This is a genomic window from Glutamicibacter halophytocola (genome assembly GCF_001302565.1).
Classification (GTDB): domain Bacteria; phylum Actinomycetota; class Actinomycetes; order Actinomycetales; family Micrococcaceae; genus Glutamicibacter; species Glutamicibacter halophytocola.
The window spans coordinates 2,353,489-2,372,483 of the sequence record NZ_CP012750.1; the positions used below are offsets into that span (position 1 = coordinate 2,353,489).

Below are 18,995 nucleotides of genomic sequence, written 5' to 3' on the forward strand. Positions count from 1 at the left end.
CCAGTTCTGCTTCGAGACAGGCCTTGGGCGGCCAACGCGATTCGCCGGGCCTGCTTTTGGCTCACGACGCGCTGACCGCCCAATGTGGATTGTGCGCTGATGCTTAACCCTCGGTAACTAGTGACTTGTCGCGGTACCCGCGAGTTTCAGTTGTCGATTCTTCATTTGAACTCAGCGATGGGTCCAATGAGATGACACCGTACTGGTATTGAGTGCGGCCGTATACAACCGCGTGCTCGCCCGTGGCTTCATCGATGAACAGGTAGAACGGATGCCCGACCAGCTCCATTCGATCCACTGCATCGTCAACGCTCATCACTTCAGCTGGGAAGGACTTGCGGCGAATGACCACTGGCGAATATTCGGCCACTTCTTCGGCCTGAACGGCCTCTGCCGCCTTTTGGGCTTCGAGTGTCGATTCCACCAGGGACTTCTCGCTTGAGACGGTTGGCAGGGCGCTAGTTGCCTCATGCACCGCGACCGGAGTGTGGTTGCCGCGGTGGACCTTGCGCTTGTCGCGAGCCTTGCGCAGTCGTTCCAGAAGTTTTGCGAAGGCGATGTCGAAGGCCGCAAACTTGTCTGCTCCACGAGCTTCGGCTCGAATTGCTGGTCCGCGGCTAACAACGGTCAATTCAACGGACAGCGCCGTGCTCTGGTCACGGGCATGTGATTCTTTGAGGACCTTGACGTCGATGCGTTGAACCTTGGTGGCCAGCTGGTCGACCTTGGTTATTTTTTCATCCACGTACTCACGGAAACGATCCGAAATGGTGATATTGCGTCCGCTGTAGTTCAGCTCCATGGTGTCCTCCAATAGAGAGTCGGGTGACACAACAGTCCGAAAATTCCATCCTTTCGGACTGAAGATGGGCTTTTCGCTGCATCTGTGATGCAACCCATACTTCACCTTAGGCCACCACAGCGAAGATTCAAGTCTCTAAGCGTAGTTTTCCTATCGCGTTCAGCGTAATCACTGTTCAGGCTCATGATTAGGGGGCTTGGTCAAGGCCAATACAATGCCTAAAGTGACGCTGTAACCCGCTTTATGACAGGCCATTGCAGCATGCCTCAGGGTCGCCCCGGTGGTGAGGACATCGTCAACCAATATGACGGGGCGTCCAGGAGCATCGGCGCGCTCGGCGATGAAATGTTCTTGCCCGCCGCGTCGGGCTGACCCGCTCTTGAGTTTCTGAGCGCCCGCAAGAACCGAGCGTGCACGGTAGTGAAGCAGGGGCCTGATGACCAGTTCGCTGGGGTACAGCCCCCTGGCCATGCCATGCTCCAGCATCGAAGCCACCGGTGAATACCCACGCTTGCCCACGGCCTTGAGCGAACTGGGAACGGCAACAATATAGGTGGCCACCGTCCCCGGCTGCGGAATACAGCTGGAATTGATCGCTGCGGCCAGGTACGGGGCAAAGACGGCGGCAAGAAAGTAGCGCTGCTTGTTCTTGAATGCCAGCATGGCACGGGCCAATTCCCTGCCATAGATACCGCAAGAACTAACCGGCAGCTGCTGGGCTATCAGCGGCAATTCGACGTAGTGGTGATGTCCATCTGGCAGCGGCGGGAGGAAAAGCTGATGCTGGATCTCGGTTCGGCATTCGGGACAGAGCCGAAAGTCAGCTCTGGAGCACACTGCGCAGCTTGTCGGCACCAGAAAATTGGCCAGCTCCCGAAGGCCGAAACTCATCCACCTCACCGAACGCCGCTGGCTAAGGGTGTCCAAGGCGCGCAACCAAGCTGTCGGTATTTCCATCTTTCCAGGATGGCTTTCAAGATCGTGGCTGCGGCCAAGCGGCCGACCGGATGTGGAAAGTGCGGGGATCTAGCCCGGGTAGGCAACGTCCTGCGCAAAATCGTCGAGCTCGTGCCATGAATTGCCCACACGCGTGTAGAGCTTCTCATTCGTTTCAGCGTAGACCTCGCGCCGTTCGCCAACGCCGGTGGCGATACCGACCATGCCCAGCAGCAGCTGCAGGTGCTCGCTGCCACCTTCAAAGGTCATCTGCGCTGCCTCTACAGCTTCAGAGTCGTCCAGTGCTGCCACGATAATCGAGCTGTCTGAATCCCATAGTGCGGTATTCACCGGAACCTCCGGATACAGCCGCATCGGAGAATCGGTCAGGCCGCGCGGCACTCCTTCGGCATCGCGGATGATGCCAGCGACATAAACGGCGGTTGAATTGCCGTCGGTGGCCACGATCAGGGCTCGTGCGCCATCACGGGAAATACGCAAGGAATCAATGTTGGCTCCTTCCAGCCATGCCACATCGATCGGTCGCGCTTCGCCGTTGGTTTCGGTGTCAGCGGGAATGGCCATGATGGGGGTTTTTGCCCCGTTATCGGCCGTCCAGGTCCAGCCGGCCACGTCCATCGATGGCTGGATCAAATCCTTGCCTGAAAGCGCCAGCCGAAGCTTGCCCGAGTCGTCGATTCTCAACAGCTGCGTGCGCCGGCCGTTGAGGAAAGCGTAGCTGTTGCCCACCGGCGACATCGCCGGATCCCTCGGATCATAGGCCGACACATCGGGCAGTCCGCCCACCGGGATAATCGACCGGCCCTTGACATAAACCAGATCCTGGTCGGAGATGCCCACCAGCGTGTCTTGGGTGCTCGGATTGATTTCCGCCGGCTCAATCGACGATTCATTCGAAGCCAAGTTCACGTCGTTTTCTTCGCGCAGCATTTTGACCGAGTCCACCGACGACAAGCTGGTCAACGAGGCTTCAAGCTGCTGCTTCATCAACAGCAAAGTCTGGTCGGTGGTATCGGCAAAGGAATCAGAATTCAGGTCAATGGTTGCCTCGCGATCGCGCACTGGCACCGCCGAGCGGACCAATTGGCTGGCCGAGGAGAAGGCCGAAACCACCGCGTTCTGCAGGTATGGGGCCGGCCCCTTGAGCAATGCTTCAACCATGGACGTGGCAGTCCCGGATCCGGAGGTAAACCAGCGGACATCTGGAACGAGGTAGGCGTAGCTGGCGTCATAGAAATACAGGGTCTGCGCGGCGAAGATCTTGGTGAAAGTCGAGGCTTCGAGCATGGTGCCATCGGGGGCATCAATAATGCGCCACTGGTCATCGACCTTGGCTACCTTGATATCCACGGCCCGGGTTGAATGGCTCGCGTAATTGGTGCGCACTCCTTGCGCGTCTACTTCCCCAGTGATTTCCAATTGGATGGTGTACTGGTTGGCATCGGCCCCGTTAACCACGTTGAAGGCCTCATAGATCAGCGTTTGGGTGTCTCCGCGCCATGAGTTTTTCAGCTCGGCTGTCATGAATTCGCGGGCCACCGCATAGTCCTCGGCGACCGATCGTCCAGCTTCGACAAATCCCTCGACGATGGCCCGGGCATCGGCGCCATCGGACGGCCCTTCAGCTGCGTAGCTGTAGCTTTCGCCGCCGCCGTCTTCTGTTCCTGCCTCGATCTGCTGGACGCTGGAGGAACGCGGAATCGAAGCGCAACCGGAGAGGACCAGCAGCCCCGCCAAGAGCGAGCAGAGCAGGACCCGCAGTTTTTGAGCCACTAGTTCTCCTCCTTTTTCGTTTCGCTGCTCGGCGCGCCCGGATCAGTCACGTCATCGTCGGCCAGGGCATCATCGAGGCCGAGGATCAACGGCGTGTAGCCGATCTTGGGCACCTCGCCGGTCAGCGGGAAGCTGTCCCCCACCGGAGGCAGGATGTTTTCCGGGACGGCCGGTTCCAGCGGCAGTGGCGAAGAATCAATTTCATGGTCTTCGGACTTGGGCAGTGTCAGGCGGAATACCGAGCCAACCTTCGGCTTGCCCCACGCCTCCAGACGCCCTTCATGCAGCCGGGTGTCTTCCATGGAGATGGACAGGCCGAGCCCGGAGCCGCCAGTGGTTCTCGCACGTGCCGGATCGGCGCGCCAGAACCTGTCGAAGACGTGCTGGCAAGCATCCTGGGACATGCCAATGCCGTAGTCGCGAACGGAAACTGCCACGGCGCCCTGGTTCGCGGCGATCGTGATGTCGATCGGGTTGCTTTCGCCGTGTTCCACCGCGTTGAGAACAAGGTTGCGAATGATTCGCTCGACGCGGCGCGGATCGACTTCCGCCACGCAGCCTTCGCTGGGCGCGTTCAGCCGAATGATCGATCCGTATTCATCGGCGACCGGCGTGGCAGTCTCGATCACCTTGCGGGCGATCGCATTGAGGTCGGTGGACTCCCGGTCCAAGACCGCCACACCGGCGTCAAAGCGGGAGACTTCGAGCAGGTCATTGAGCAAGTGCTGGAAGCGCTCGATCTGGTTGTACATCAGCTCGGCAGAGCGTGCGGTGAGCGGATCGAAGTCCTCGCGCGCGTCGTGGATGACTTCCGCGGCCATGCGCACCGTGGTCAGCGGGGTACGCAGCTCATGCGAGACATCGGAGACGAAGCGCTGCTGCATCGCGGAGAGATTGTTCAACTGGGTGATCTGCTCCTGCAAGGAATGCGCCATGTGGTTGAAGGCAGTACCCAAACGGGCCACCTCGTCCTTGCCTGCGACCTTCATGCGCCGGTCGAGATCGCCGGAGGCAATCCGCTCGGAAACGTAGGCCGCATCGGCTACCGGGCGGACCACGGTACGCGCCACCGACCAGGCCACAAAACCAACTACGGCAAGCAGGATCAAGCCGGTGAAGGCCAGGGCGCGGTTGATGAATTCCAGGGTGGACTGGACGCTGGACAGGTCGTAGACAAGGTACAGCCCGTACTCGCGGCCCGGCGGAATCAGGACCTTGGTGCCAACAACGAGGCCTGGCTGGGCCTGGTCGTCATTGCCCAGTTCAACAGAACGCCAATAGATGCCCTGTTCGCCGCCGATCCTTTCGGCAAGATCCGCCGGGATCACCCGCGTGGTCAGCGATCCCGAAGCCATCGGGCCGACATACAGGCTCTGGTCACCGGCGATGGGCATGAGGACAAAGTCGCGCACCACCGTGGCGCCATCGCCTTCAAGGGAGGCGAGCGTCGAGTTGACCAGCGCCTGGGTCGAGGCGCGGTCGGTGGTTGACGCCGATTCGAGGATTGACCGGGCCTGGGTCAGGCCCCGCTCGGACTCCTTGGAGATCTGATTAACCCGCTCCTCGTAGAGCGTGGAGGCAATCTGGTTCGAGAGGAATGCGCCGGCCGCCAACAGGGCCAACGTGGTGAACAGCAGGGTGGAGATCACCGTGCGATAGATCAAATGCCGTTGCCAGCGCTGCCTGAGCGCCAGCAATGGGCGCCTGAGCCAGGGCTGCAGCTTGGCTGGGGAGAACCGCTTCGATCGAGTTTGGGCAGACACGTCGAGCGGAATCAGCTCCTTGCCGGTCGACGCGGGTGAGCTCAACTCGCCGTACCTGCTTTGTATCCCACCCCGCGTACGGTTTGGATGATCTGCGGCTTCTCGGGGTCGATTTCGATCTTGGAACGCAGGCGCTGGACGTGGACGTTAACCAGCCGGGTATCTGCCGCATGGCGGTAGCCCCAGACGGCTTCGAGCAGCTGTTCGCGGCTGAAGACCTGCCACGGCTTGCGGGCCATGGTCACCAGCAGGTCAAATTCCAGCGGGGTCAGCGAAACGGAATCCTTGCCACGGGTGACCTGGTGGCCGGCAACATCGATGGAGACTTCGCCAACCTGCAGGGTTTCGGCAGCGTGGGTCTCGCTCGGGCGCAAGCGGGCGCGCACGCGGGCCACAAGCTCGGCGGGCTTGAACGGCTTGGGCACGTAGTCGTCGGCGCCGGATTCCAATCCGCGCACCACGTCGGCGGTATCCGATTTGGCGGTCAGCATGACCACTGGCACATCGGATTCGGCACGGATCTGCTTGCAGACTTCAATGCCGTCGATGCCCGGGAGCATCAGGTCCAGAAGTACCAGATCGGGGTTGAACTCACGGAATGCCGCTAGTGCACCGGATCCTTCGTAGCAAAATGATGCTTCAAAGCCGTCATTTTGCAGAACGATGCCAATCATTTCCGACAATGCCTCATCGTCGTCAACGACTAAAATCCGTGCTTTCATCCCATGTCCCCCTATAACCGTAGGCCTGAGGTTCCAACCGTCTGGTCAAACCGGGCAGATCAGCTACCCCACTATTCCTAAGATACATGATCAGCTGCCGTATTCCGGCTGTGACCGGCACGAATAAACCAAACCGTTATGCGTCGACGCGCGTTTGCTCCAACGCTTGGGCATAGGAGGAAAGATGCTGCAAGGTGCTGACCGCCTCAGCGCTGGTACATCGGGTGAAATCCCCACGGGGCATCAGCGTCATCGAGCCAAGCTGGCTATCTGCCAAGCCAAGTTGCCGCCACGGGCGCAAGATCGAATGAACTGCTTCGACCACGCCCGGAGCCCGCAGCCCGGGAGCCAGCACCTGCAGGAAAACCCTGCCGCCGCCCTCGACAAATCCGGCCACCCGTTCCCATTGGCGATGGCCCATGCCCTGCGGGTCGACGGCCACCGCAGTGGTGCCGGCTTGGGTGAGCAGATCCATCCGCTCGATCCAGCGCTCATCGCCCGTGGGCAGGTTCAGCAAGGGCTGGATCTGGGGCTGCGGCGAATCGGCGCAGAGCACCTTGAAGAACTCCTCATAGCTGTTGCGCACTTCGGATCGCGGAATCGAGCGCAGCGTGCGGTAGCCGCTGGAGGTCTTGATGGTGCCATCGAGCACGTCAGCGAACTGCGGCTCATCAAGCTGCACGGTGAATGACCGCACGCTGGTGATGCGCGCGAGCCGGTCGAGGTGCTCCTTGAGCCCATGGGCGTAGGCGGCAATGATGTCCCGGCGAGCGCCGTGATCGCTGACCGTCCGCTCGCCGCTGGAGAGGTAGAGGCGTGCCGCGAGGCTCCATGGCCCGAGCACCGTGAGCTTGAGCCGCTGGGCAGGCTTCTGCTCGGCGCCGAGCACGTCGGCCAGCAGATTTTCGTCGCTGCGCAGGATGCTGCGTGCCCTGCGGGCATCAACACCATCGTTCACGCCGACGCGCCAGCCGTGCGGCTGCAGGTCGAATCCGATCTCGGCGAGCAGCGTGGCGCTGCGCCCGACCGCGTCGGCCCCTACTCCCCGGTCGGCAAGCTGCGGGAAGACCGCGAGGTTCGGCTCTCCCAGCTCTCCGCGAATGATCTCGTGGATTTGCAGCGGGTCGGTTCCGGGAAACTGGCAGAACGCGGTGGCATGCACGTCGTTGCGCTCTGGCTCATGGGGCTGCTCAGGCATCGTTGTGCGAGTCGGAAATATTCTGGTGGTGGCGGATCACTTCGGAAATCACGAAATTCAGGAACTTCTCGGCGAATTCTGGATCGAGGTGCGCCTCGTGCGCCAGAGCCCGCAGGCGCTCGATCTGCGCCTTTTCGCGGTTGGGATCGCTCGGTGGAAGCTTGTGCTGGGCTTTGAGGTGTCCTACCCGCTGGGTCGCTTTGAAGCGCTCGGCCAACAGGTAGACCAATTGTGCATCGAAATTGTCGATGCTGCCGCGGATGGCGTATAGCTCCTGAAGCACTTCATTCTGGACCTCACCGTGCAACGAGCTGGCGTGCGGGTCGAATGACTCATTCAGTGCAGTGTTTTTCGGCTCGTTCATGGTGTTAAGCTTACGGGTTCACCTGCCAAATCTCCCACAAAGTGACATGCCCCCGCGGCGCGGGTCGCGCAGCGGGGGCATGCCAGCCGGTGGTCGAATCAGGGTTGGGCCTGGTTCAGTTCTTCGATCAGTTTTCGGCGCTGGGCCTGCTCGCGCGGGTCCGGGACCGGCAGCGAGGCGATCAGCCGCTGGGTGTAGCTGTGCTGCGGGTTCGCCAGGACCTTGGACCCCAGTCCCTCTTCGATCAGGCTTCCCCGGTAGAGCACGCCCACCCAGGTGGCCAGCTGGTCAACCACTGCCAAATCGTGGGAAACGAAGAGCGCGGCGAAACCGAGCTCGTTCTGCAATTCCCGGAACAGCTCAAGCACCTTGGCCTGCACCGACACGTCCAGGGCGCTGGTCGGCTCGTCGGCAATCAGCAGTTTCGGATCCAGCGCCAGCGCACGGGCCAGGGAAGCGCGCTGGCGCTGGCCGCCGGAAAGCTCGTGCGGGTAGCGCTGGGCAAATCCTGCCGGCAGCTGGACAGCCTCCAGCAGCTGCGCGACCTTGGCCCGGCTTTGCGCCGGGTTGAGGTCGCGATGCACGGCCAGCGGCTCCGCAACGCATTCGCCCACGGTCAGGTGCGGGTTGAAGCTTGCCGCCGGGTCCTGGAAGACAAAACCGATCTGCTCGCGCAAGGGCTTGAAACTGCGCTCCTTGAATTGCGCCATCTCGTAGCCCAGGACCTTGAGGGATCCCGAGGTGATGCGGTTCAACCCTGCGATGCTGCGCCCAATGGTGGTCTTGCCCGATCCCGACTCGCCCACCAGGCCGTAGACCTCGCCGGCATGGATTTTCAGGTCGACGTCCTTGACCGCGGTGAACCCCGGGGCGCCCAGGCGCCCGGGGAAATGCACCCCCAGCCCGGTGGCTTCCACCAGGACCTGCGCATCCTCATGGGGGCGCTGGGCCAGATGCTCGGAGGCGCTGTCCCGTCCGAGGTGCGGCACGGCGGCCAGCAGGGACTTGGTGTAGTCCTCCTGGGGCCGCTCGAACAGTTCCAGTGCCGGCGCCTGCTCGACGATCTGCCCCTGGTTCATCACGACCACGCGATCGGCGATATCGGCAACCACGCCCATATTGTGGGTGATGATCACGATCGCGGTGCCCAGTTCCCCGCGCAGCTCACGCAGCAGCGAGAGGATTTCCGCCTGCACGGTCACGTCCAGGGCGGTGGTCGGCTCGTCGGCAACGATGAGCTTCGGCTTCAGGGCCAGGGCCGCGGCGATCACCACGCGCTGCTTCTGCCCGCCGGAGAATTGGTGCGGATAGTAGTTCACCCGTTGCTCCGGGTCGGGAATGCCGACCTGGCGCATGGCTTCAATGGCTCGGGCCTTGGCTTCCTTCTTGGAGACCTTGTTGTGGGTGCGAATCCCTTCCATGATCTGCCAGCCCACGGTGAACACCGGGTTCAGCGCGGTGGAAGGCTCCTGGAACACCATGGCCACATCGCGGCCGCGCACGGCGCGCAATTGGGAGCCGTGCAGGGTGAGCATGTTCTTGCCGTTGAGGTAGACCCCGCCATGGGCGGCACCGTTTTCCGCGAGAATGCCCAGTGCGGTGCGGGCCGTGACCGACTTGCCCGAGCCTGATTCGCCGACAATCGCCAGGATCTCTCCGGCCTTGACTTCGAGGTCCACTCCCCGCACCGCTGGCACTGCCCCGGCGTCGGTGACAAAGTCGATATTCAGCCCTTCAATGCGAAGGACATCGGCCCCCGCGTCCTGAGCGCGACGGGTATCGGTTGAACTCTGCTTCACTGGGCTGCTCCTGCCTGTGCGGACTGCGTGATTCGCTTGGCTTTCTTCCGGCTGAAGCGCCGCAGCCGTGGATCATTCAGGTCATTCATGGACTCCCCGACCAGGGTCAGGCCCATGACGGTCAGCACGATGGCCAAGCCCGGGAACAGGCCCGTCCACCAGATGCCGCTGGTGGCATCAGACATCGCGCGGTTCAGGTCATAGCCCCATTCGGAGGCCGCGGTTGGTTCGATGCCAAAGCCCAGGAAGCCCAGGCCCGCCAAGGTCAGCAGCGCCTCGGTGGCGTTCAGGGTGAAGATCAGCGGGAGGGTGCGAGTGGAATTGCGCAACAGGTGGGTGAACATCACTCGCCACGGGCTGGCACCGATCACCTGTGCCGACTCGACAAACGGTTCGGCCTTCAGGCGCATCACTTCGGCGCGGACCACTCGGAAATATTGCGGTATGAACACCACGGTGATGGAAATGGCCGCGGCCATGATGCCGCCGAAGAGCGAGGACTGCCCCTGCGAGATCACGATGGACATGACGATGGCCAGCAACAGCGAGGGGAAAGCGTAGATCGCGTCGGCGAGGACAACCATGATCCGGTCGAACCAGCCGCCGAGGTAGCCGGAGACCAAGCCCAGCAGCACGCCGACGAACAGGGACATGATCACGGCGGCCACGATGACCCAGATGGCGGTTTGCGCGCCATACAGGGTGCGGGTGAACACGTCATAGCCCGTGGAGGTGGTACCCCAGATGAACTTCCCATCAGGTGCGGCCTGCCGCGGGAAATCCCCGGAGGCATCCGAGGACTGGGCGAAGTCGAAGGGCGCGATCAGCGGCGCCAGGAGCGCGCACAGGAGGAATAGCGCCGAGAGCACGAGGCCGGCAATCAGCATGCCGCGCTGCAGCCCGGAGGACATCCGCAGGTGCGAAATCACCGGGAGTTGTTTCAGCCGGGAACCGGCGGAGGTTGGCAAGGTGGGCGTAGCCATGTTTAGTACCTGACTCTCGGGTCGATCAATGCTGCCAGCACGTCAACGATGAAGTTGGTGACGGCAACGATTATGGCCAGCAGCACCACGATGCCCTGTACTGCGACAAAGTCTCGGGCCGTGAGGTATTCGGCGAGCTTGAAGCCCAGGCCGGACCATTCGAAGGTGGTTTCGGTCAGCACGGCCCCGCCGAGCAGCATGGCGATTTGCAGGCCCATGACGGTGATGATGGGAATCAGCGCCGGACGGTAGGCGTGCTTGGTGGTCAGGCGGAATTCGCTCACGCCGCGCGAACGTCCCGCTTCGACATATTCGCGTCCCAGGGTTCCTATGGCGTTGGTGCGCACCAGGCGCAGGAACACGCCGCCGGTGAGCAGGCCAAGAGCCAGCGCGGGAAGCAGCGCATGCTCGGCGACATTCCAAAAGGCTCCCATGTTGCCGCTGCGAAGCGCATCGAGCCAGTAGATGCCCGAGGGGCTCTGCAGGCCGGTGAGCTCCAGTTCGGTCTGCCAGTCGGCACGGCCGCTGATCGGAAGCCAGCCCAGCCACACGCCGAACACGAGCTTGAGGATCAGACCTGCGAAGAATACTGGGGTGGCATAGCCCAGGATGGCCAGGATGCGCAGGATGGCGTCCGGGTAGCGGTCGCGGAATTTCGCGGCGACCAGGCCTAGCGGGATGCCCACCAGCAGGGCAACGATCACCGAGTTGATGGCCAGTTCCAAGGTGGCGGCACCATAGGTGGTCAGCACCTCGGTCACCGCACGGTTGTCGCTGAGGGTCCGGCCCAGATCGCCGCTGAAGACCTGCCCCAGGTATTCGAAGTACTGGATCAGGATTGGCCGGTCATATCCGGCTTCGTGGATTCGCGCGGCGAGCTGGTCGGGGGTCAGCCGTCCGCCCATGGCTGCGGTGATCGGATCTCCGGTCACTCGCATCAGGAAGAACACCACTGTGATGAGGATGAAGACAGTGGGAATGATCAGCAAAAATCGCGTGATCAAGTAGCGCAGGAACCCGCCGCCTTGATTCTTGGCCTTGGGTGCTGCTATCGGGCTGGTTTCTTGGCCCGGTGGTGACGTGGTGGTCATCGTCAGTCCTTATAGTTCAGGATGCTTGGCATGTGCCGCCGCAAGGTCCTGCGATGGCACATGCCAAGGGGATCCAGCATGCGCGTGGTGTACGGCGCACGCCGGATCCCCTTCGATTTGATGTTTGCAGGCAGGCTGATTACTTGCTCAGTACGCCCAGGCGGAACTTGAATGATGCATCCAAGGTCTTGTCGACGTCCTTGACGTCCTTGCCTGCGACGGCTACCTGTGAACCCTGCAGCAGCGGCAGCGTGGAGAGATCCTCAGCTACCATGGTCTGCAGTTTCCCGATCGCCGCGGTTCGCTCGCCAGCGTCGGTCATGCCGCGCTGGTCAGCGATCAGCTTGTCGACCTCTGGATTGTCGTAGTTGTTCGACAGGAAGTTGTCCTTGGCGAAGAACGGCGAGAGGTAGTTGTCGGCATCCGAGTAGTCCGGGAACCAGCCCAGCTGGTAGGCCGGGTAGTCGGTGACGCGCTGCTTCTGGTAGGTCACCCATTCGGTGGACTTCAGATCGACGTCGAACAGGCCATCGGCCTCCAGCTGCTTTTCAACCAGTGCGTACTCGTCACCGGAATTCGGACCGTAGTGGTCCGGGTTGTACTGCAGGGCCAGCTTGACCGGAGTGTCCACACCTGCATCTTCCAGCACCTTCTTGGCTTTGGCGGCATCTGGCTTGCCGTCGGTCCCGTACAGGTCCTTGAGCGGTTCGGCTGCCCCGGTGAAGCCCTGCGGAACATAGGAGTATGCCGGGGTGTAGGTGTCCTTGTAGACGTTCTTCGCGATTGCTTCGCGGTCAACCAGATGGGCCGCTGCCTGGCGGACAGCCAGGGACTTTGCCTCATCGGCATCGGCAGTCTTGGCGCCGTATGGCATGGTGTCGAAGTTGAAGACGATGTAGCGCAATTCACCACCTGGCCCCTTGTGCACGGCCAGGTTCTCGTCCTTGCCAAGATCCTCGATATCAGTTGGCGTCAGCGAACGCCAGGCGACATCGATCTTGCCTTCCTGGACCTCAAGCTTGAGGTTGTTGGCATCCGCGTAGTACTTGATCGCGGCCTTGCTGTTGGCCGGCTTTCCAAGCACGCCCGCGTAGGAGTCGTTGGCGCTGAACGAGATCAGGTTGTTCTTGCTGTAGGAATCAATGACGTACTGTCCGCCAAAGGCCTTGCCTTCAACGATCTTCTGGTCTTCCAGGAGCTTGTCCGCCGGGAAGACTTCGTCATCGACGATCGGGCCAACTGGCGAGGTGAGCACCTGCGGGAAGGTCTGGTCATTGCCGACCTTCAGCTTGAAGACGACGGTAGTGGCGTCCGGCGCTTCGATGGATTCCACGTTGCCGAGCAGCGATGATGGTCCGTTCGGGTCGGCGATCTTCAGCTGGCGGTCAAAGGTGAACTTCACGTCCTTGGAGTCGAGGTCGTGTCCGTTGGCCCACTTCAAACCGCTCTTGAGCTTCACGGTGTATTCGGTAGGCGTAGTGAATTCCGCCGATTCTGCCAAGCTCATCGAAGGCTCGGGGCTGCCCGGCTCGGAGTTCAGCAAGAACGGGAAAATCTGGTTCATGACCATGAATGAGCCGTTGTCGTAGGAACCGGCCGGGTCAAGGGAGGTCACTTTGTCGGTGGTGCCCAAGGTGATGGGGGCGCTGGATTCGCCCGAGCCACCGGAGTTACTGTCTTCTGAGGCTGAGGTGCAACCAGTCAGAGCCAGGGCAGAAATACCCACAACGGCTGCTGCGAGTCGCAGTCCGTTCTTTGTGCGAGTCATGAATCATCCTTTTCTAGATACACGCATGTGTGGTGATGATTAACACATGTTTCACATATCCTATGTGATGCGCGGCACTATTGACGAACGATCATCGGGAATATCGGCAAAAAGTGTGCCCTCGGTCGTACCTCGTTGTGCTTGGGACCACGGGGATTTTCGGCGATGCCGGCACCGCCGAAAAATTCTTACCGCGCGTATTCCCCGGTGGCATAAGCTAGATGACAATGATGACTCGTAGAGACGCGGCAATCGCGTTAGATATCCCTGTAGAGATGGCCAAGCGCCATGGCGTACCTTCGCGCATGTCTGAAGCAGAATTCCGGGAGTTGAACACCAACCCGCCTGCGTGGCTGGTCCAGTCAAGGGCCAACCGAACTGGCAAACGCCCGGTATGGGTTCACCTGGTATGCGAAGTCTGCGGGTTCAGCGAATATGAGCGCCCGAAGAAGTGGTGGCCGACCTTCGACTTTGTGCATTGCCACAGCCACTCCCCTGCCCAGCTTCCAAAGCTGGAAGCCGGCAAGACTCGCGTTGAGTACCAAGACATTTCAGCACATATGTTTGGCATCGTTGACGAGGACTAGCCAAGAGCAAGATTCATGCCTTCGATAATGAAAAGGGCATAAAAATGCCTCCGGGAGCAGATGCCAACGCATCCGGTCCCGGAGGTATTTTGCTGTATTAGCGGACCTTTTCGGAGTCCCAAGCGCTCGAACGAGCCGAATCGATGGTGGCCTGTCCAAGCACTCGGCTGCCCTGGTAAACCACCATGGTCTGGCCGGGCGCTACTCCGCGCATGCCTTCCGGCAAGTTGACGACCAGTTCGTCGTGCCCTTCTTCAGAACGCTCCATGTGCGCCACGGCTTCTACGGGATCGCCATGGGCACGGACCTGGACCATGCAGCTGAACTTCTCGCCGGTGAATACCTCGGCGATAGGCAAGCCGGCCCATGAGATGCGGATTCCGCGTAGCTGGTCTACGGCCAGCAGAGCCTCCGGTCCGACGATCACCTTGTTTTCCTTCGGGCGGATTTCCAGCACAAAGCGCGGCTTTCCGTCGGAAGCCGGGCGGCCCAGGCGCAATCCCTTGCGCTGGCCCACGGTGAAGGCCTGGGCGCCTTCGTGCTCGCCAAGTGGATTGCCCTCATGGTCTACGATCTCGCCCGGCTTCATTTCGATGCGCTCTGCGAGCCACCCTCGGGTGTCGCCGTCCGGGATGAAGCAGATGTCGTAGCTATCAGGCTTATTGGCTACGGTCAGGCCACGGGCGGCGGCTTCGGCGCGGACTTCGGCTTTGGATGGGGTTTCGGCCAGCGGGAACATGCAATGCTCCAGCTGTTCGTGGGTCAGCACGCCCAGAACATAGGACTGGTCCTTGGCCCAGTCAGCTGCTCGATGCAGCTGGGGCGCGCCGTCCTCGTCACGCAGGACCTTGGCGTAGTGGCCGGTGCACACTGCGTCAAAGCCCAAGGCCAACGCCTTCTCCAGCAGCGCAGCGAACTTGATCTTCTCGTTGCAACGCATGCAAGGGTTCGGGGTGCGTCCTGCTTCGTATTCATCCACGAAGTCCTGTACGACGTCTTCTGCGAAGCGGTCGGAGAAGTCCCACACGTAGAACGGGATACCCAATTTATCGCAGGCGCGCCACGCATCATTGGAGTCTTCGACGGTGCAGCAACCACGCGAACCAGTGCGCAAAGTTCCTGGCATGCGCGAAAGCGCCAAGTGCACGCCGACGACGTCGTGGCCGGCTTCAACTGCGCGGGCCGCGGCTACTGCCGAGTCCACGCCTCCGGACATCGCTGCTAGTACCTTCATCGTGTAAAACCTGTTCCTGCCGTGTGGATGCTGCTTTCATCGGCTGCCATGCCAGCCTTTTTTGCCCGTGCATATGCTTCGGGCAAAGCGTCTATTAATGCGTCAACGTCAGAACGCGTCGATGTATGCCCCAATGTGAAGCGTTGCACACTTCGTGCGCTGCGCGCATCGCGTCCCATGGCCAATAAAACATGCGAGGGTTGCGGAACGCCAGCGGTGCACGCTGAGCCAGTGGATGATGCGATTCCGAACATGTCCAAGAGGAAGAGCAACGAATCGCCCTCGCATTCCGGGAACGTGAAATGAAGGTTCCCCGGAAGCCTCTTGCCTTCGTTGGCGGCATCGCGGGGGCCGTTGAGGACCGCTTCAGGAATCATCTCAGAAATGCGCTGCACTGCGTACTCGCGCAATTCACTCAGCCGCGAAGACTCGTCATCCAGCTGCGCCCGTACCGCCGTCGCGGCTGCGGCAAAACCCGCCGCACTAGCTGCGTTAAGCGTTCCCGACCGCAGCTTCCGTTCATGACCGCCGCCATGCTGCACCGGGGTGAGCACGATGTCCCGGCGCACCAGCAAACCGCCGATGCCCACTGGCCCGCCAATCTTGTGCGCGCTGATAGCCATGGTGGCGAGGTGGGATTCTGCAAAGTTCACGTCCACTGCGCCGAAAGCCTGCACCGCGTCCGAATGCACCGGAATGCCATATTGGGATGCCAGCGCGGCAAAATCGGCTACCGGTTGCACGGTGCCCACCTCGTTATTTGCCCACATCAATGTGGCCAGGGCAATCTGTTCGTGATGCTGTTCAAAAAGCGACGCCGCAGTTGAAAGATCCACGACCCCGTCCTGATCCACTGGAAGCCACAGTAGGGTCGCGTTTTCATGTTCTTCAAGCCACATAGCGGTATCCAGTACCGCGTGGTGCTCTATTCCGGTTAGCGCGATAGTACGCGCCTGGTCGTTGGCGGCGACGCGGTTCCAGAACAAGCCCTTGATGGCCAAATTGTCAGACTCCGTACCACCCGAAGTGAAAATCAGCTCGCTCAAGTGCGCGCCGGCGGCCTGGGCGACAGCGAGGCGGGCATCATCCACGGCCCTGTTGGCACGGCGTCCAGCGCCATGCAAGGACGAGGGGTTGCCGGTGCGCGCGTACTGCTCAGTGATGGCAGCCAAGGCGGCAGGATTCAGATCGGTGGTTGCCGCGTGATCCAGGTATACGGCGGAAGTATTCATAACCCTTTAATGGTACGGCTTTACCGCCCCTCGTTTGAATGGCCAATGCGTGTGAATTGGCCGACCTCAATGGTTTCAAGGCCAGGATTTTCTAGGACCGCCTCGATCAGCGCCGCAGGCCCGCCGAGAAGGGTGCAGTCATCGTAAGGCTCAGTTGAGAGCATCCAGCTGCGATCCGCCGGGAAAGCCAGGGCCGGTCGCTGGCGTTGTGCTCCGTCCACCGTTTCGGCCCACAGCGGGTGTGCCAGGAACTGCGCATCGGCTTCGAACAGGTGATAGTTCCGGTATCCGCCACCCAATTCCAGTGGTGCCGCGTTCAAGATTTCTGGCCCGAATGCCGGCTTTTGGGCCTCGGCCAACGCCGTTTGGTACGCTTCCCGATTCTCTTCATCGCTCAGCTGCGGATCCGGCTCTTGCTCGATTTGGATTCTCTCGCCACCCTCAATGAAGGCATACCCGGCCCACAACCCGACAACATATTCCTGTTCTGGCCTGGCGCCATGGATGAGGGTATCGATGAGCGATTGCCATTGCTGCTCTGGAAGCTGATCTAGCGGCAAGTCGGTGTCTACCCACGCGTCTTCTTCCACCGGATCGCCTTGGGCGTCCAAACCGGCCACAGTTTCAAACAAGTCTGCCGCGGTAATGATGTGGTTGCGGCTCTGGGCTACAGTCCCCCAGTTGACCAGTTGGTCGTCTTCGTCCAGAGCTGGGTGCAAGATCCGAACGTATCGTTCGTAGCCTTCCGGAACCTGTGCCACCACAGTTGAGGGATCCGCCGACGAGCAGGCCGAGGCAATCCATTGGCCTTGCTCTGCTGAAATATGTGAAAACTGCATGTCCTTAGCCTAGCCATGTCCATGTGTGAATTCTGCTTTGGGAATGCGGTCGGTGGTATGAATGAATAAATACCTCGTGACCCGCGACGTTTACTGCAAGGGAGCTTTCATCGATGTTCAGGCCTGAGTTGCTAGATCCCATCCACGAGTTTTCTCGGCAATCCATCGATTTCTCTCGAAGAATAGCCATCATGGCAGTGATCAACCGCACCCCGGATTCCTTCTACGATGCCGGGTCCACCTTTGGACTTGACCAGGCCGTGTCCGCAGCTTTGCAGGCTGTCAATGACGGCGCCGATTGGGTTGATATCGGGGGCGTGCCCTTCTCGCCCGGGCCTGAGCTTGCGTGGGAAGAGGAAGCCGAGCGAATTGTCCCCGTCATACAGGCTGTTCGAGAATACAGCGACGCGATCATTTCAGCGGACACTTTTCAGCCCAGGGTTGCCCAGGCGGCTATCGATGCCGGCGCCGATGTCATCAATGACACTACCGGCCTTGCCTATCCCGAACTGGCAGAAGTCGTCGCCAAGAACAATGTGCATTTGGTGATAACCCACTCGCTGGCAAAGCCTCGAACGATTTACCCTCGACCGCATTATGCCAATGTGGTTGCGGACGTACGACAGTATTTGAAGGACAAAATTGAAGTGGCTATCGCTGCTGGAATTTCACCATCAAAAATCATTGTTGACCCGGGTCATGACCTCAATAAAAACACACAACATACTCTTGAGATCACCAAGAATTTCCAGGCCTTTGCGGACTTGGGATTCCCGGCACTTGCCGCCGTTTCGAACAAGGACTTCATCGGCGAAACCTTGGACCTGCCAAAATCCGAGCGTACTCTCGGCTCCATGGTCGCAGCCACAATTTGCGCCATGAATGGAGCCCGAATTTTGCGCATGCACAACATCCCCGAGTCGGTGCAAACTGTTCGGCTTATTGAAGCCGCGCAGGGCTGGCGCGAGCCGGCTTACCAGATCCACAATATGGGTGATGTGAATCCGCCGGCGCATCCTGAACGAGAACCCAGCAAGTAAAGGAACGACATACATGCGAGCCCTGCTTCCAGAACCAAGCAACAACGTCAGCGATGAACAGTTGTTGGAACGCTATAACAGTGCACAACGCCCCTTTGTACGTTTCAACTTTGTCAGCAGCATCGATGGCAGCGCCCAAGCCGATGGCTTGTCTGCGAAATTGGGTTCAAAGGGCGACCAGAGAATTTTCGCTCTGCTTCGCCGTCTAGCAGACGTTATTGTCGTTGGCGCCGGCACTGTCCGTGCCGAAGGCTACGAAGGAGACCTGGTTTCGGCAGAGGACCGAGAGTGGCGCACCCGCAACGGGCTATCCGCCCATCCGGCATTGGCACTAATCTCTGCCGGCTTGCATCTGGACCCCTCAGCAGAGATCTTCATCCAGTCGCCTGTTCCGGTCATCGTCTTCACCACCGTTGAAGTCACGGACGAGCAACGCGAATCCTACGGGCACGGCGTTGAGCTCATTCAGGTTTCGGAGGGGGAAGGAGGATGCGACCCCAAGGAAGTCGTAGACCACTTGACCCAGCGCGGACTGGGATTCGTTCATTGCGAGGGCGGGCCTCATATCTTCGGCCAGTTCATGGCTGCTGGCATGGTGGATTCGGCTTGCCTCAGCTACTCTCCGGTTGTCGTAGCCGGCAACGGAATGCGTATTGCAGCCCATGCCCGGCAGACATTCCAGCGCTTTTCCTTGAACCATTTATTCGAAGAAGAGAGCATGCTCTTCTGCGACTACAGGATCGGCCAATAAACGCGAAGATTCTGTCGAGGACGCGAACACTGTAGTGCAGTCCTCCTGGCAACCAGCGGTTGTTTCGACCAGTTCGCGCAAATACCCATTGC

The 18,995-nt window shown here is 60.5% G+C and carries 17 protein-coding genes; 3 read left to right on the forward strand and 14 right to left on the reverse strand.

What is annotated here, in order from left to right; genetic code table 11:
- Positions 1-103: 103 nt before the first annotated feature.
- From hpf to AOZ07_RS10835, 11 genes are all read right to left on the reverse strand, one after another.
- On the reverse strand, positions 104-802 hold the full coding sequence (gene hpf, locus AOZ07_RS10785) for a ribosome hibernation-promoting factor, HPF/YfiA family (RefSeq protein ID WP_084793418.1): 699 nt from the start codon (positions 800-802) through the stop codon (positions 104-106).
- A gap of 168 nt (positions 803-970) precedes the next feature.
- On the reverse strand, positions 971-1,693 hold the full coding sequence (locus AOZ07_RS10790) for a ComF family protein (protein WP_194943645.1): 723 nt from the start codon (positions 1,691-1,693) through the stop codon (positions 971-973).
- Positions 1,694-1,828: 135 nt separating this feature from the next.
- Positions 1,829-3,532, reverse strand: a complete 1,704-nt coding sequence (locus tag AOZ07_RS10795; RefSeq protein ID WP_060702002.1) for an LpqB family beta-propeller domain-containing protein — start codon at positions 3,530-3,532, stop codon at positions 1,829-1,831.
- A complete protein-coding gene (gene mtrB, locus AOZ07_RS10800) occupies positions 3,532-5,340 on the reverse strand; it encodes an MtrAB system histidine kinase MtrB (RefSeq protein ID WP_060702003.1) in 1,809 nt (602 codons plus the stop codon). Before mtrB ends, AOZ07_RS10795 begins: the two co-directional genes overlap by 1 nt.
- The gene (gene mtrA, locus AOZ07_RS10805; RefSeq protein ID WP_060702004.1) at positions 5,337-6,017 is read right to left on the reverse strand and encodes an MtrAB system response regulator MtrA; all 681 of its coding nucleotides are present in this window, start codon (positions 6,015-6,017) and stop codon (positions 5,337-5,339) included. Before mtrA ends, mtrB begins: the two co-directional genes overlap by 4 nt.
- A gap of 136 nt (positions 6,018-6,153) precedes the next feature.
- Positions 6,154-7,215 (reverse strand): uroporphyrinogen decarboxylase/cobalamine-independent methonine synthase family protein, encoded by a 1,062-nt coding sequence (locus tag AOZ07_RS10810; protein ID WP_060702005.1) that lies wholly within the window; start codon positions 7,213-7,215, stop codon positions 6,154-6,156.
- Complete coding sequence (locus AOZ07_RS10815) at positions 7,208-7,579, reverse strand: chorismate mutase (RefSeq protein WP_060702006.1); 372 nt, start codon at positions 7,577-7,579, stop codon at positions 7,208-7,210. Before AOZ07_RS10815 ends, AOZ07_RS10810 begins: the two co-directional genes overlap by 8 nt.
- Before the next feature lie 98 nt (positions 7,580-7,677).
- On the reverse strand, positions 7,678-9,378 hold the full coding sequence (locus AOZ07_RS10820; protein WP_060702007.1) for a dipeptide ABC transporter ATP-binding protein: 1,701 nt from the start codon (positions 9,376-9,378) through the stop codon (positions 7,678-7,680).
- On the reverse strand, positions 9,375-10,361 hold the full coding sequence (locus AOZ07_RS10825; protein WP_060702008.1) for an ABC transporter permease: 987 nt from the start codon (positions 10,359-10,361) through the stop codon (positions 9,375-9,377). Before AOZ07_RS10825 ends, AOZ07_RS10820 begins: the two co-directional genes overlap by 4 nt.
- 2 nt (positions 10,362-10,363) lie before the next feature.
- Entirely contained in the window at positions 10,364-11,452 is a 1,089-nt protein-coding gene (locus AOZ07_RS10830) for an ABC transporter permease (protein WP_060702009.1), read from the reverse strand.
- 139 nt (positions 11,453-11,591) lie between these two features.
- Entirely contained in the window at positions 11,592-13,220 is a 1,629-nt protein-coding gene (locus tag AOZ07_RS10835; RefSeq protein ID WP_060702010.1) for an ABC transporter substrate-binding protein, read from the reverse strand.
- Between the two features lie 227 nt (positions 13,221-13,447).
- On the opposite strand from AOZ07_RS10835, the gene AOZ07_RS10840 reads away from it, so the two are divergent.
- On the forward strand, positions 13,448-13,807 hold the full coding sequence (locus AOZ07_RS10840) for a hypothetical protein (RefSeq protein WP_060703419.1): 360 nt from the start codon (positions 13,448-13,450) through the stop codon (positions 13,805-13,807).
- A gap of 97 nt (positions 13,808-13,904) precedes the next feature.
- On the opposite strand, the gene mnmA is transcribed toward AOZ07_RS10840, so the two are convergent.
- From mnmA to AOZ07_RS10855, 3 genes are read right to left on the reverse strand one after another with little or no spacing between them, the layout of a single operon-like run.
- Positions 13,905-15,041, reverse strand: coding sequence for a tRNA 2-thiouridine(34) synthase MnmA (gene mnmA / locus AOZ07_RS10845; RefSeq protein WP_060702011.1), 1,137 nt, complete (start codon positions 15,039-15,041; stop codon positions 13,905-13,907).
- Positions 15,038-16,273 (reverse strand): cysteine desulfurase family protein, encoded by a 1,236-nt coding sequence (locus AOZ07_RS10850; protein WP_060702012.1) that lies wholly within the window; start codon positions 16,271-16,273, stop codon positions 15,038-15,040. Before AOZ07_RS10850 ends, mnmA begins: the two co-directional genes overlap by 4 nt.
- Before the next feature lie 20 nt (positions 16,274-16,293).
- Entirely contained in the window at positions 16,294-17,112 is an 819-nt protein-coding gene (locus tag AOZ07_RS10855; RefSeq protein WP_060702013.1) for a hypothetical protein, read from the reverse strand.
- Positions 17,113-17,225: 113 nt separating this feature from the next.
- Between AOZ07_RS10855 and folP the strand changes: the two genes are divergently transcribed.
- Positions 17,226-18,152: a dihydropteroate synthase gene (folP, locus tag AOZ07_RS10860; RefSeq protein WP_060702014.1), complete on the forward strand. Its 927-nt coding sequence runs from the start codon at positions 17,226-17,228 to the stop codon at positions 18,150-18,152.
- Between the two features lie 13 nt (positions 18,153-18,165).
- Positions 18,166-18,903: a pyrimidine reductase family protein gene (locus AOZ07_RS10865; protein ID WP_060702015.1), complete on the forward strand. Its 738-nt coding sequence runs from the start codon at positions 18,166-18,168 to the stop codon at positions 18,901-18,903.
- The last annotated feature ends 92 nt before the right edge of the window (positions 18,904-18,995 follow it).